This window comes from Afipia sp. MLSD5-FHT05B12 (assembly GCF_058793355.1).
On sequence record NZ_JBXAFS010000004.1, the window covers coordinates 183,157 to 196,632 of the forward strand.

At 63.9% G+C, this 13,476-nt stretch carries 12 protein-coding genes; 8 read left to right on the forward strand and 4 right to left on the reverse strand.

What is annotated here, in order from left to right; translation table 11 throughout:
• Positions 1-4 precede the first annotated feature (4 nt).
• Positions 5-904, reverse strand: coding sequence for a LysR family transcriptional regulator (locus AC1Q6J_RS07990; protein ID WP_492278780.1), 900 nt, complete (start codon positions 902-904; stop codon positions 5-7).
• A 95-nt stretch (positions 905-999) separates the two neighbouring features.
• Between AC1Q6J_RS07990 and AC1Q6J_RS07995 the strand changes: the two genes are divergently transcribed.
• From AC1Q6J_RS07995 to AC1Q6J_RS08005, 3 genes are all read left to right on the forward strand, one after another.
• Complete coding sequence (locus tag AC1Q6J_RS07995) at positions 1,000-1,974, forward strand: NAD(P)H-dependent flavin oxidoreductase (protein ID WP_492278781.1); 975 nt, start codon at positions 1,000-1,002, stop codon at positions 1,972-1,974.
• Between the two features lie 97 nt (positions 1,975-2,071).
• Positions 2,072-3,262, forward strand: coding sequence for an ABC transporter substrate-binding protein (locus AC1Q6J_RS08000; protein ID WP_492278782.1), 1,191 nt, complete (start codon positions 2,072-2,074; stop codon positions 3,260-3,262).
• Between the two features lie 65 nt (positions 3,263-3,327).
• A complete protein-coding gene (locus AC1Q6J_RS08005; protein WP_492278964.1) occupies positions 3,328-4,848 on the forward strand; it encodes an acyl-CoA synthetase in 1,521 nt (506 codons plus the stop codon).
• Between the two features lie 13 nt (positions 4,849-4,861).
• Here AC1Q6J_RS08005 and AC1Q6J_RS08010 read toward each other — a convergent pair whose 3' ends face one another.
• On the reverse strand, positions 4,862-5,746 hold the full coding sequence (locus tag AC1Q6J_RS08010; RefSeq protein ID WP_492278783.1) for an MBL fold metallo-hydrolase: 885 nt from the start codon (positions 5,744-5,746) through the stop codon (positions 4,862-4,864).
• A 92-nt stretch (positions 5,747-5,838) separates the two neighbouring features.
• On the opposite strand from AC1Q6J_RS08010, the gene AC1Q6J_RS08015 reads away from it, so the two are divergent.
• Genes AC1Q6J_RS08015 through AC1Q6J_RS08025 form a run of 3 tightly spaced genes read left to right on the forward strand, consistent with a single transcriptional unit; the run spans position 5,839 to position 7,546 of the window.
• Positions 5,839-6,177, forward strand: a complete 339-nt coding sequence (locus tag AC1Q6J_RS08015) for an ArsR/SmtB family transcription factor (RefSeq protein WP_492278784.1) — start codon at positions 5,839-5,841, stop codon at positions 6,175-6,177.
• 19 nt (positions 6,178-6,196) lie between these two features.
• Positions 6,197-6,730, forward strand: coding sequence for a rhodanese family protein (locus AC1Q6J_RS08020; protein WP_492278785.1), 534 nt, complete (start codon positions 6,197-6,199; stop codon positions 6,728-6,730).
• Positions 6,731-6,772: 42 nt separating this feature from the next.
• Positions 6,773-7,546, forward strand: a complete 774-nt coding sequence (locus tag AC1Q6J_RS08025; RefSeq protein ID WP_492278786.1) for a sulfite exporter TauE/SafE family protein — start codon at positions 6,773-6,775, stop codon at positions 7,544-7,546.
• A 12-nt stretch (positions 7,547-7,558) separates the two neighbouring features.
• Here the strand turns inward: AC1Q6J_RS08025 and AC1Q6J_RS08030 are convergent, their stop codons facing one another.
• Positions 7,559-9,664 (reverse strand): molybdopterin-containing oxidoreductase family protein, encoded by a 2,106-nt coding sequence (locus AC1Q6J_RS08030; protein ID WP_492278787.1) that lies wholly within the window; start codon positions 9,662-9,664, stop codon positions 7,559-7,561.
• A 210-nt stretch (positions 9,665-9,874) separates the two neighbouring features.
• On the opposite strand from AC1Q6J_RS08030, the gene AC1Q6J_RS08035 reads away from it, so the two are divergent.
• A complete protein-coding gene (locus AC1Q6J_RS08035) occupies positions 9,875-12,205 on the forward strand; it encodes a xanthine dehydrogenase family protein molybdopterin-binding subunit (RefSeq protein WP_492278788.1) in 2,331 nt (776 codons plus the stop codon).
• Between the two features lie 6 nt (positions 12,206-12,211).
• On the opposite strand, the gene AC1Q6J_RS08040 is transcribed toward AC1Q6J_RS08035, so the two are convergent.
• Complete coding sequence (locus AC1Q6J_RS08040) at positions 12,212-13,087, reverse strand: SDR family oxidoreductase (protein ID WP_492278789.1); 876 nt, start codon at positions 13,085-13,087, stop codon at positions 12,212-12,214.
• A 77-nt stretch (positions 13,088-13,164) separates the two neighbouring features.
• Between AC1Q6J_RS08040 and AC1Q6J_RS08045 the strand changes: the two genes are divergently transcribed.
• Positions 13,165-13,437: a DUF7662 domain-containing protein gene (locus tag AC1Q6J_RS08045; protein WP_492278790.1), complete on the forward strand. Its 273-nt coding sequence runs from the start codon at positions 13,165-13,167 to the stop codon at positions 13,435-13,437.
• The last annotated feature ends 39 nt before the right edge of the window (positions 13,438-13,476 follow it).

Genomic DNA, 13,476 nt, shown 5'->3' on the forward strand with positions numbered 1-13,476 from the left:
CGTCTTACGCCTTTGTCCCGCCGCTGAGCAGCACGCGATCCGCCCGCGAGCGCTGCGTGACGAAATCGATGACCGCGCGAACAGCGGGCAGATCGATCAGGTCGGGATGCGCCAGCAGCCAGATATCCGAAATGCCGGCCAGCTTGTGCGGCGCGACGCGGATCAGGTCGTCGTGGGCGTCGGCGACGATGCAGGACATCGCGCAAATCCCGACGCCCGCGCGCACCGCCGCCAGCATATCGGCCTGCGATGAGCAGCGCATCACCACGGTTGCTTCCCGCGCGACATGATCGCTCCAGCGCCCGAGTTCGGCGTTTGACGCACGATCCGCGAAGCCGATGATGCTGTGATGTTTCCAGTCGTCGCGGTGCTCGGGCAGGGAATGGCGCGCCGCATAGTCGCGCGAGGCGTAGAAGCCGACGCCCAGCCGCGCGATCTTGCGGCCGACGAGATTTTCATCGCCGCTTTGATAGATGCGCAGCACGATATCGGCCTCGCGCTTGCGGACGCTGACGGGGAACGGGTGGGTGACGAATTCGATCTGAACGTCGGGATGGGCCGCGATGAACGACGCCATATGCGGCATCAACCAGTAGGCGGCCAGCGTCGGGCCGATCGAGAATTTAACGAGGCCGCGCGCTTTCGCGCCGGTGGCCGAGACCGCGGCTTCCGCCCGCAGCGCCGCCGCCTCCATCGCCGCGGTGTGTTCGCGGAAGCGGCGGCCCTGCGCCGTCAGCACCAGCCCGTCATTGGAGCGGACGAACAGTTTGGTCCCGAGCTGCGCTTCCAGCGCCGCGATCTCACGACCGACCGTCGGATGGCTTGAGCGCAAACGGCGGGCCGCGCCGAGATAGCTGCCGGATTCGGCAACCGCGATAAAGGTCCGGCAGAGATCCCAGTCCATCTGTTCAATCCTGAAGCTGCAACTGTTCAATATTGGACATTGGGGGCGCCGGTCAAGATGTTATCGTTGCTCACATCCAGAACAGGACAAACCCGATGCCGCTTCCCGCCTCGCTCAATGGTACGCTTGAACTGCCCGTTCTCGGCTCGCCGCTCTTTATCGTGTCGGGTCCTGAACTGGTGATCGCGCAATGCAAGGCCGGCATCGTCGGCTCGTTTCCGGCACTGAATGCGCGGCCCGCCGAGAAGCTCGGCGAATGGCTGACCCAGATCGAGGACGAGCTTGGCGAGTACAAGGCGCTGAACCCGCACAAGAAGGTCGCGCCCTACGCGGTCAACCAGATCTGTCACGCCTCCAACGACCGTTTGATGAAGGACATGGAAGCCTGCGTGAAGCACAAGGTTCCGGTCATCATCACCTCGCTGCGTCCGCCGTCCGAGATCGTCGATGCCGCGCATTCCTATGGCGGCGTTGTGTTCCACGATGTCATCAACGTGAAGCATGCGCGCAAGGCAGCGGAGCAGGGCGTCGATGGCCTTATCCTCGTCTGCGCAGGCGCCGGCGGTCACGCCGGAACGCTGTCACCCTTCGCGCTGGTGCGCGAAGTGAAACAGTGGTTCAAGGGCACCATCCTGCTGTCGGGCGCGATCTCCGATGGCTGGGGCATCGCGTCGGCGCTCGCGCTCGGTGCCGACATGGCCTACATGGGCACGCGATTCATCGCGACGGTCGAGGCCAACGCCGATCCCGCCTACAAGAAGGCGCTGACCGACTATGCCGCTCACGACACGGTCTACACCAACCTGTTCACCGGGGTTCACGGCAACTATCTCGGCCCGTCGATCGCCGCAGCCGGCCTCGATCCCGACAATCTGCCAGTCGCCGACAAGACCAAGATGAACTTCGGCTCCGGCGGCAACATGAAGGTGAAGGCCTGGCGCGATATCTGGGGTTCGGGGCAGGGCATCGGCCAGATCACCGACGTGCCGCCGGTGGCGGAACTGGTCGAGCGGCTGAAGGCGGAATTCAACGAAGCGAGAGGAGACTTCCTGATGCGGGCGAGCGCGTAGAGATATTGCCCCGAAAGGCGGACTGCCATCTTCGGGAAAGACATGTCCAACAAGAGGCGTAACGCCCGGACATAATTATAAACACAGGGAGAACACCATGAGAGCCGTATCACGGCACGCGATTGCGTTGCTGTCGCTGGCCGCGTGTGGAATCACGCAGGCGCATGCGGACACCAAAGGCGAAATCCGCATCGGGCAGACGCTGCCCTACAGCGGCCCGCTGTCGGGTTTCGGCGCGATCGGCCGAACCCAGGAAGCGTACTTCGAGAAGGTCAACGCGGAAGGGGGCATCAACGGGCGCAAGGTGAAGTTCATCAGCATGGATGACGCCTATTCGCCGCCGAAGACGGTCGAACACACGCGCAAGCTGGTCGAGCAGGACGAGGTTCAGGTGATGTTCGGATCGCTCGGCACCGCGACCAACAACGCCGTGCATCGTTATCTCAACGGCAAGAAGATTCCCCAACTGTTCGTGCTGAGCGGTGCGGCCAAATGGGCCGACCCGAAAAACTTCCCTTATACGATGCCGGGAATGGCGGCCTATGAGTCCGAGGGCGTCATCTACGCCAAGTACATTCTGCAAACCAGGCCGGATGCCAAGATCGCCATTCTCGCGCAGAATGACGATTTCGGCCGCGACTATGTCAACGGCTTCAAGCGCGCGCTTGGCGCCAAGGCGGCAACGATGATTGTCGCCGAGGCAAACTATGAAACCAGCGCGCCGACCATCAGTTCTCAGCTTGCGACTCTCAAGGCGTCGGGAGCCAATGTGCTGTACGGCGTGGTGCTGGGAAAATTCACGTCGCAGTTGATCAAGGGCATCGCCGAACTGGGCTGGAAGCCGGACCTGACATTCCTGCCGACTTCGGCGGCGTCGATCTCGTTTCTCGCGCCGGCCGGACTGGACAATGCCGTCGGCATGATCTCGTCCAGCAACCAGAAGGACGTCAACGACGTGCAATGGGCGAACGATCCCGGCGTGAAGGAATACTTCGCGTTCATGAAGCAGTACATGCCGAATGCGGATCTCAACAATTCCAACTATTCCGCCGGGTATCATTATGCCCAGTTGATGGTCGCCGTGCTCAAGGCCTGCAAGGACGATTTCAGCACCGAGAACATCAAACGCCAGGCCGCGTCGCTCAAGAATGTCGAATTGCCGCTGTTGTTGCCTGGCATCACGGTGAATACCGGTCCTGACGATTACCTGCCGTTCCAGCAGTTGCTGCTGCGCCGCTTCGACGGCAAGAGCTGGGTTGGGTTCGGCTCGGTTCTCGACGATCAATAAATGTAACGAGGGCGCGCTGCTGATCGCGGCGCGCCTGTTCTTTTTTCTTCAGCCGGAGCGACATGATGATTATCGGTGGCGATCGCCAGATCTGCACGGCAGAGATTCAACAGCGCATCGCGCGGGCCGCCACCGGCTTCAAGGCGCTCGGCCTGCGTGACGGCGCGCCTGTCGGGCTGATGCTGCGCAACGATTTCGCGCTGTTCGAAGCATCGGCGGCCGCGGCGATGCTGGGTTCGCCGGTGGTGCCGATCAACTGGCATCTGAAGGCGGAAGAGGTCGCCTATATTCTGGCCGACAGCGGCGCGCACAGCCTCGTGTGCCATGCGGATCTGTTGCCGCAGATCAAGGACGGCCTGCCCAAGCGATTGCCGCTGCTGATCGTGACGACGCCGCCGGAAATCGCCGAGGCATTCGGTGTGCCGCCCGAACTGGCGCGCGTCCCCGAGGGGCTGGTCGATTGGGACATCTGGCGCGACGGCTATGCACCGTCCCGGGACGCGCCGGGCCCCGCATCGCCGATGTTCTATACCTCCGGCACCACAGGCCGGCCGAAGGGCGTGCGGCGTCAGCCGATGCTGCCTGAACAGATGATCGCGGCCGAGCGCGTCAGCGCCATCACTTACGGCCTGAAGCCGGGCGAGGATCAGGTCATTCTGATGAACGGGCCGATGTATCATTCGGCGCCCAGTTCCTACGGCATGCTGGCATTCCGACATCACTGCACCATCGTTCTGGAGCCGCGCTTCGATCCCGAAGACCTGTTGCAGCTCATCGAGCGGCACAAGGTCACCCACATGCACATGGTGCCGACCATGTTCGTGCGGCTGCTGCGTCTGCCGGACGAAGTAAAGTCACGTTACGATCTGTCATCGCTGCGCTTTGTGGTGCATGGCGCCGCGCCTTGTCCCGTTCCGGTCAAGCAGGCGATGATCGCGTGGTGGGGGCCGGTGGTTCACGAATACTTCGGCTCGACCGAGACCGGGATTCCGATCTGGCATTCGGCGCAGGAAGCGCTGGCGAAGCCCGGCACAGTCGGGCGCGCCATCGAAGGCGGCATCGTCAAGATCTTCGGCCCGAACGGGGAGCCGTGCGGCGTCAATGAGATCGGCGAGATTTTCATGCGGCAGACCGCGATCCCGGATTTCGATTATCATCGCAAGGCGGGCGCGCGTGAGGAAGCAGGCCGTGAGGGCCTCATCAGCGTCGGCGATGTCGGTTATCTTGATGAAGACGGCTATCTGTTTCTATGCGACCGCAAGCGCGACATGGTGATCTCCGGCGGCGTCAACATCTATCCGGCGGAGATCGAGAACACACTGATCGGCATGGACGGCGTGCGCGACTGCGCCGTGTTCGGCATCCCGGACGACGAGTTCGGCGAGCGGCTGTGCGCCTGCATTGAGCCCGACACCGGCGCCGCGCTGACGCCGAAGGATGTGCAGGATTATCTGCGCAAGCGGCTGGCGAACTTCAAGGTGCCGAAGGACATCAACTTCCTCGACGCACTGCCGCGCGAGGCCAGCGGCAAGATCTTCAAGCGCAAGCTGCGCGATCCATACTGGGAAAACAGGTCCGTGTCCTGAGCCGCGTCCTCCTTCACGGGGAAGGAGGGGCGGATTTGAAGGTTACGGGAATGCGCAGATAGCGCACCCCGTTGTCTTCCGCGGGCGGAAAAGCCCCCGCGCGGATGTTGACCTGGATCGACGGCAGCAACAGGGTGGGCGCCGACAGGGTCTTGTCGCGCGTCGTTCGCGCCGCGACGAACTCGTCCTCCGTCTTTCCTGCGCCGACATGGACGTTGCGGTGGCGCTGCTCCTGAACCGTAGTCTCCCACGCGTAGGTATCGCGCCCCGGTGCCTTGTAGTCATGGCACATGAAAAGCCGCGTTGCCGGCGGCAGGGACAGCAGGCGCTGGATTGAACGATAAAGCTGGCGGGCATCGCCGCCGGGAAAGTCCGCGCGCGCTGTGCCGTAATCGGGCATGAACAGTGTATCTCCGACAAAGATCGCATCCCCGATCTTGTAGCTGATGTCCGCCGGCGTATGACCCGGTGTGTACAGCGTCTCGACATTGAGGTTGCCGATCCTGAATGTCTCGCTGTCCGCGAACAGGTAATCAAAGTCGCGGCCGTCCAGTTTGAGGTCTGTGATGTTGAAGATCGGACGGAAGATCCGCTGCACGTCCTTGATGTGTTCTCCAATCCCGATTTTCGCGCCGGTCTTTGCCTTGATATAGGGCGCGCCGGAGAGATGGTCGGCGTGGGCGTGGGTCTCCAGCGCCAGGACGATGGTGTAGCCGTGTTCGGCCGCGGCCCGCAGAATCGCCTCGACGGAGCGGGTGTCGACCTCGCCCGATTTGGGATCGTAGTCGAGTACGGGATCGATGACGGCGCTTTGCCGTGTCGTGGGGTCCGTCACCAGATAGCTGATGGTATTGGTCGGTTCGTCGAAAAACGCCTGGATAATCGGTTTGTCGGTCATGTCTGTCCTCGTCTCTCATCAGTCTTCACGTCGGGGTTGACTTATTATATTAGAAGATGCTAAATTAGCAATACCTAATAAAGTGACATCGAATGAGCACCAAACATCTCGATCTGACTGCGTTTGAATCCCAGGCAACCGAGGTTGCCGGCGTGTTGCGGGCGCTGTCCAACGAACGCCGGCTGATGATCTTGTGCAAGCTCGCCGAGTGGGGCGAGGCGAATGTGACGTCCCTGGCGGAAGCCATAGGGCTGACGCAGTCGGCGCTGTCCCAGCATCTCGCCAAGATGCGCGATGAGAAGATCGTGAGCTTTCGCCGCGAATCCCAGGTGATCTGGTACCGCATCGAGGACCCGCGCATCGAACAGATGCTTGCGACCCTTCACAAACTGTATTGCAGCCCGCCCAGGAAGCATCCTGCGCGCCGCTGAATTTCCCGAGGAGAGTGTGATGACCCTGAAAACCGTAAGCCCCCAACAGGCCCGCCAGTTGCTGAACGATGGCGGCATCCTCGTCGACATCCGTGAGGCAGACGAACATGCGCGGGCGCGGATCGCGTCCGCCCGCCACCTGCCTTTGTCCAGGCTGGACGATGCCGATGTCGAACTTCACCGCGGCAAGCCGGTGATTTTTCACTGCCGCTCCGGTGCCAGGACACAGGCCAATGCGTCCCGTCTCAAGGCTTTTGCGGGCGACTGCGAGGCTTTCGTTGTCGAAGGCGGCCTCGACGCATGGCGCAAGGCCGGGCTTCCGGTTGTAACGGATCGCAGTCAGCCGATCGAACTCCAGCGTCAGGTGCAGATCGTCGCCGGTGGTATGGGACTCGCAGGCGTGTTGCTCGGCTTCTTCGTGTCCCGGTGGTTCTTCATCGTGCCGGGCTTCATCGGCGCAGGCTTGTTGTTCGCGGGCCTGTCCGGCTTCTGCGGCATGGCGCGCTTGCTGATGTTGGCGCCGTGGAATCGCCGACAGGCACGCTCGGTCTGAGGTGCATCGGAACAGTGTCGAGACGACAGGCAAGGCAATGACATGATGTCCTTAGCGCAGGGGCTTCTGGGAGCGGCATCGGGATCGCTCATCGGCTTTTCGCTCGGCGTCATCGGCGGCGGCGGCTCGATTCTTGCCGTGCCCCTGATGGTGTATCTGGTCGGTGTGCCAAATGCGCATGTGGCGATCGGCACCAGTTCTCTCGCAGTCGCGGCGAGCGCGGCGTTCGGTCTCCTCATTCACGCACGCACGGGCACGGTGAAGTGGGGATGCGCATTGGTGCTCGCCGGAGCCGGTGTCATTGGAGCGTTTCTCGGCTCTCAGGTGGGCAAGATGGTCGACGGGCAACGCCTGTTGACGATGTTCGCGCTTCTGATGCTGGTGGTCGCCGTCCTGATGCGGCGGCGGCGCGATCACGACGGCAACAAATCTGTCCGGTTGAGCCGGGCCAATGCGCCGGCGCTCGCCGGCGTCGGGCTTGCCACCGGCATGCTCTCCGGTTTCTTCGGCATCGGCGGCGGCTTCCTGATCGTGCCGGCGCTGGTATTCGCGGCCGACATGCCGCTGGTGTACGCGGTGAGCTCCTCGCTGGTGGCCGTGCTGGCCTTCGGCCTCACCACGGCGACCAGCTACGCATTCTCCGGTCTGGTGAACTGGCCGTTGACCGCCGTCTTCATCGTCGGCGGTCTGGCCGGCGGATATATCGGCGTGAAATCAGCGCATCTGCTGGCGAGCCGGCGGACGCTGCTCAACGACGTCTTTGTCGCGGTTATTTCCTGCGTCGCGATCTACATGCTGATCCGAAGCTGGATGTAACGACGAGCCGGCCTACGCCGCGCGTCTGATCCAGACGCGGTTGTCATGGAACGCCGCGCCGCCATAGGGCGCGATCGGATCCGCGCCGGTCAGCGTATTGATACCGCGCCCGTCCTCATATGCATCGTTTGGCCAGATCGATTCCGCGATCAGCACGCCGCGCCGCACGCCGCCGAAAATTCTGGCGGCGATGCGCACTTCGCCGCGCGCGTTGCCGAGGATCACCTTGTCGCCGTCGGCGATCGACAGCGCCGCCGCATCATCCGGGTGGATCATCACCGTCGGCCGCTGTTCGCGGCCGAGCGAGGTCGGCGTTTCATTGAAGGTGGTGTTGAGGAAGTTGCGCGCCGGTGACGTGGCGAGACGAAACGCATGGCGCTCATCCGCTTCCTCGATCACCGTCCAGTGATCCGGCAGTTGCGGCAGATCGTCCACCGGGCCTGAGAGCCCCGGACTGCGGAACGGCACCGTCGGCCAGTCCGGCTTGAAGCGGAATTTGCCGCCGGGCCAGGCAAAGCCTTTGGTGTAGTGCGCGGTCTCGAAATCCGGCTGGCAATCGATCCAGCGCTCGCGTTCGAGGTTTTCCAGCGTGCCCCAGCCGGACTTCCGCAGCGTCCAGTCGATGATCTCACGCGGCGTCATGTCGAAGCCGCGATGCTCGGCGCCGAGGCGCCTGGCGAGGCTGACAATCACATCATGATTGGAGCGGCACTCGCCGGGCGCCTCGATCAGCTTCGGGCCTGCGAGAATATATTGATGTCCGCCGCCCTGATAGACGTCGTCATGCTCCATGAACATCGTGGCCGGCAGCACGAGGTCGGCGGCTCGGGCGGTCTCGGTCATGAACTGTTCATGGACGCAGACGAACAGGTCCTCGCGTGCGAAGCCCTGCTTGACGCGGGTCTGGTCCGGCGCGACCGATACCGGATTGGTGTTCTGGATCAGCATCGCCGTCACTGGCGGCCCGCCGAACAATGCGTCCGCGTCGCCGCACAGGATCGCGCCGATCTGTGACTGGTCGAGCATGCGGATCGACGGATCGATCATGTCGTGTCCTTCGATCAGCGAACGGTCCCAGTGATAGATCGCGCCGTTGTTGTGGAATGCGCCGCCGCCCTCATGACGCCATGCGCCGGTCACGGCTGCGATGCAGCTTGCAGCGTGCATATTGGCTGCGCCGTTGCGCGAGCGCGAAAAGCCGTAGCCGAGCCGGAAATAGGTGCGCGGCGTGTTGCCCACCAGCGCGGCGAATTCCTCGATGGTTTCGGCGGGGCAGCCGGTGATTTTCGAGGCCCATTCCGGACCGCGGCTTTGCAGATGCTGTTCGAGTTCGCGCGGCGCATCGGTATGCTGCGCCAGAAAATCGCGATCCGCCTTGCCGTCGCGGAACAGGCAATGCATCACCGCGCAGGCGAGCGCGCCGTCGGTGCCCGGTCGCACCAGCACCGCGAGATCGGCCTGCTCCATGGTGCCGTTCATGTAGACGTCGACGGCGACGATCCTGGCACCGCGTTCCTTCCGCGCCCTTGTCGCGTGGGTCATGACATTGACCTGGGTGCTGACGGCGTTGGTGCCCCAGATCACGACGCAGTCGGACTTCGCGATCTCGCGCGGGTCGGGGCCGGCGAGCTTGCCGGTGCCGGCGACAAATCCGGTCCAGGCCGGATTGACGCAGATGGTGGAGTGGAAGCCGGAGTATTTCTTGGCATGACGCAGACGGTGGATGCCGTCGCGCATGACGAGGCCCATGGTGCCTGCATACTGATAGGGCCAGACGGCCTCGGAGCCGTAACGGGCCTCGGCTTCCAGGAATTTCTCGGCGACCACGTCCAGCGCATCGTCCCACGAAATCGGCGCGAAGGTGCCGGAGCCTTTTGCGCCGGTGCGGATCAGCGGGGCCGTCAGGCGGTCGGGATGATGGATTCGCTCGGCATAGCGGGCCACCTTGGCGCAGATCACGCCCGCAGTGTAGCCGTTGTCCCGCGCGCCGCGCACCCGGCCGATGGTGTACTCGTCGAGGACGTCGACTTCCAGGGCGCAGGTCGAGGGGCAATCGTGCGGGCAGGCAGTCGCGGCAACCCGGAGCGGCGTGGATTTGGGGCGGAGCATTTCATTCATCGCGGCGACCTTAATCGGAGCGGGGGGACATGCAAGGTCGGGGCTGGCCTGCGGGGCCATGAAAGCCCTACTTCCGGCGCATGGCGGGAAACCATTCCACGGACTCAACTCCCCCTGCCTGATTGTGCTAAGCGGAACCCGGCTTCGGGAGCGGCCTTCACAGCGTAGCACCCATGCCGCTCGTCAGGTCACCACGTCGAAGGAACATCCATGAACATTCTGCCCGGCAATCTGCGCTTCGGCGCGGGACAGTCCGTCAAGCGTCTTGAAGATCAGCGGCTTCTCACAGGGCAGGGATATTTCATCGACGACAAGGCGCAGGACGGCGCGCTGTGGCTTTATGTGCTGCGCTCTCCGCATGCCCACGCCAGGATCACGGCGATTGACACCGGCGCGGCGCAGGCCATGCCGGGCGTCGCCGCGGTCTATACCGGAGCCGATCTGGTCGCGGATGATATCGGTACCATCCCGACCCTGCCGATCTTCAAGCGGCCCGATGGTTCGCCGATGGCGGCGCCGCCGCGGCGCTTGCTGGCGCATGATGTTGTCCGCTTTGCCGGCGAGCCGGTCGCGGCCGTGCTCGCCTCATCGCGCGCCGACGCACAGACGGCGGCCGAGGCCATCGTGGTCGATTACGAGATTTTGCCCGCGGCCGTCAGCCCGGCGGATGCGGTGGCGTCCGGTGCGCCTGTGGTCTGGCCGGATGCGCCGGACAACATCGCCGCCGCCATGAGCTATGGCGATGCCGCTGCGACCGAAGCGGCTTTCGCAAAAGCCAAACATGTTGTCTCGCTCGACATCACCAGCCAGCGGCTGGTGCCATCCGCGATGGAGCCGCGCAGCACCATGGCGGAGGTCGACAAGAAAACTGGCCGCCTCACATTGCATGTCCAGAGCCAGACGCCGACCGCGACGCGCGACATTCTCGCCGACGTCGTGCTCAAGCGGCCGAAGGACAGCGTGCATGTGCTGGTCGGTGATATCGGCGGCGGCTTCGGCCACAAGGTCAATCTTTATCCCGAAGACGGCATTGTCGCTTACGCGGCCACGAAGCTGAAGCGCACCGTGCGCTGGCGCGGCGATCGCATCGACGACTTCATCGGCGGCTCGCATGGCCGCGATCTCACATCGACCGGCGAATTCGCGCTCGACGAAAAAGGCCGCGTGCTGGCGTTCCGCGTGCGCTCGCTCGGCGGCACAGGTGCGTATCTCACCGGCGCCGGCGTCATCATTCCGCTGGTGCTCGGGCCGTTCGTCGCAACCGGCGTCTACGATCTGCCGCTGATTCACTTCGACATCAAGGCGGTGCTGACCCACACCGCCCCGACCGGGCCTTATCGCGGCGCCGGGCGGCCGGAAGCGGTGTTCATTGTCGAGCGCCTGATGGATGCCGCCGCGCGTCGGATCGGGATGGACCCGCGCCAGATCCGCAAGGTCAACTACATCAAGCCGTCGCAGCTGCCCTACAAGAACGCGGTCGGCGAGGTCTACGACAGCGGCGCTTTCGCTCACATGCTCGAACGCGCCTCGAAGCTCGCGGATTGGGATGGATTCAACGCGCGCAAGAAAGCCGCGAAGAAGAAGGGCCTGCTTTATGGCCGCGGCCTGACCAGCTACATCGAATGGACCGGCGGCCGTGTGCATACCGAGAAGGTCACGCTGTCGGCGACGGCCGAGGGCCGCGTCGTGCTCCAGTCGGGCACACAGGCGATGGGGCAGGGTCTTCAGACCAGCTACTCGCAGATGGTGGCCGGTGCGCTTGGCATTCCGCTCGACCGCGTCGACGTTATCCAGGGCGACACGGACAAGGCGACCGGCGGCGGCAGCGTCGGCTCGCGTTCACTGTTCGTCGGCGGCACCGCGGCCGTGGTGTCGGCCGGCGATCTGATCCAGAAGGCGCGCGAGAAAGCCTCGCACGTACTCGAGGCTTCCGTCGGCGATATCGAGTATGGCGACGGCGTTCTGACGGTGGTTGGCACCGACAGGCGTATCAGCCTGTTCGATCTCGCCAAGGATGAGAAGAACTCGCGCCTCAGCGTCGAGAGCAAGGGCGAAGTGGACGGGCCGACCTGGCCGAACGGCACGCATATCTGCGAAGTCGAAATCGATCCGGAGACCGGCGTGACCCGCGTGGTGCGTTACACCACGGTGGATGACGTTGGTATCGCCATCAATCCGATGCTGGTCACCGGCCAGGTTCACGGCGGCGTCGCGCAGGGCATCGGACAGGCGCTCTATGAAGGCGTGGTGTACGATTCCTCGGGCCAGTTGCTGACCGCGAGCTATCAGGACTATTGCATCCCGCGCGCCAGCGACATGCCGCATATCGATGTGACGCTCGACGACTCCGCGCCGTGCAAGACCAATCCGCTTGGCGCGAAAGGCTGTGGTGAATCCGGCGCCATCGGCGGGCCGCCCTGCGTCGTCAACGGGGTGATGGATGCACTCAGCGACCTTGGCATCACATCGCTGCAAACGCCGCTGACGCCGGTGAAAATCTGGGATGCAATCCGCGCCGCGAAGAGCGACAAGGCGGCGTGATCGCGCTCAGCGCGGCCCTTCACCGGCCGCGCGCAATGCGCTCAGGCCTTCGCGATAGGTCGGATAGGCCAGCGTAACGCCAAGTTCGTTGCGCAACAGATCGTTTCGCACGCGTTTGCTCTCGGCATAGAACGAGCGGCCCATCTCGGTCAGGCCGGCGTCGTCGAGGCTGATCTCGCGCGGCGGCTCAATGCCGCAGAGCGAGGCCGCGAAGGTGACCACGTCCTGCGGCGGCGCGGGTTCATTGTCGGTGACGTTGTAGATTGCGCCTTGTCGCGGCCGGCCCAGCGACGCATCCACCGCGCGCGCGATGTCCTCGACATGGATGCGGTTGAACACCTGTCCGGGTTTGACGATCCGGCGCGCTGTTCCCCGCGCCAGTTGCACAAGCTGGCTCTGGCCGGGGCCGTAAATGCCCGCGAGCCGGAAAATCTGCACGGGAATGTTGTTCGCGGCGCCGAAGGCAAGCCACGCCTGTTCGGCGCCGGCGCGTTCGCGCGAACGCGCATTGGCCGGCGTCACCGGCGTTTGCTCATCGACCCACGCGCCGCCGTGATCGCCGTAAACGCCGATGGTCGAGAGATAGCCGATCCAGCGCAGCTTCGGCGCGGCAGCGATCTGTCTGGCGTAAGCGGCAAGCACAGGATCGCCGCCGGTGCCCGGCGGAACCGAGATCAGCAGCGCCTCACTGGCTGCGAGATCGGCATCGATGGCGTCGTCGCGGCCATCCGGTCCGAACACGTGCGCGGTCACGCCTGCGGCAGACAGGACCTGCGCCTTCTCACGCGACCGCACGGTGCCGGCGACATGATCGCCGCGCGCGAGACGGCGCTCGGCGATGGTCCTGCCGCTGAAGCCCAGGCCGAAGACAAACAGATTCACGAAAAGCCCTGTTCAAGAGAGGCGATGCGACGTACCTATCGGCTCACACACCGGTTTTCAATGACGGAGCCTAGCTGTTGGGCGATTACGACCCGCTCCGCGAGTATCTCTCGCATCAGACCAAGGCCGAACTCGTGCTGAGCTTCGAGGAGATCGAAGATCTGCTGGGGTTCGCGCTGCCGCGCGCGTCGCAGCGGGCGTCATGGTGGGAGAAGGAGCGCAATCCCGAGAACGCGCGCCCGCAACGGGACGCGATCCGCGACGGCGGCTATGAGGCGACCCGGCTCGCGGATGGAAAGGGTGTGCGTTTCCGCAAGCTCTCCGCTGGACGGTTCAGGCAGGGGCGCTGAATCCACGAGGTTTCGGATGTTCGTTGTGCGCCGCAAAAT

Coding starts and splice junctions, on each gene's coding strand:
- AC1Q6J_RS07990 (WP_492278780.1), bottom strand. CDS start 904: ATGGACTGGGATCTCTGCCGGACCTTTATCGCGGTTGCCGAATCCGGC.
- AC1Q6J_RS07995 (WP_492278781.1), top strand. CDS start 1,000: ATGCCGCTTCCCGCCTCGCTCAATGGTACGCTTGAACTGCCCGTTCTC.
- AC1Q6J_RS08000 (WP_492278782.1), top strand. CDS start 2,072: ATGAGAGCCGTATCACGGCACGCGATTGCGTTGCTGTCGCTGGCCGCG.
- AC1Q6J_RS08005 (WP_492278964.1), top strand. CDS start 3,328: ATGATTATCGGTGGCGATCGCCAGATCTGCACGGCAGAGATTCAACAG.
- AC1Q6J_RS08010 (WP_492278783.1), bottom strand. CDS start 5,746: ATGACCGACAAACCGATTATCCAGGCGTTTTTCGACGAACCGACCAAT.
- AC1Q6J_RS08015 (WP_492278784.1), top strand. CDS start 5,839: ATGAGCACCAAACATCTCGATCTGACTGCGTTTGAATCCCAGGCAACC.
- AC1Q6J_RS08020 (WP_492278785.1), top strand. CDS start 6,197: ATGACCCTGAAAACCGTAAGCCCCCAACAGGCCCGCCAGTTGCTGAAC.
- AC1Q6J_RS08025 (WP_492278786.1), top strand. CDS start 6,773: ATGATGTCCTTAGCGCAGGGGCTTCTGGGAGCGGCATCGGGATCGCTC.
- AC1Q6J_RS08030 (WP_492278787.1), bottom strand. CDS start 9,664: ATGAATGAAATGCTCCGCCCCAAATCCACGCCGCTCCGGGTTGCCGCG.
- AC1Q6J_RS08035 (WP_492278788.1), top strand. CDS start 9,875: ATGAACATTCTGCCCGGCAATCTGCGCTTCGGCGCGGGACAGTCCGTC.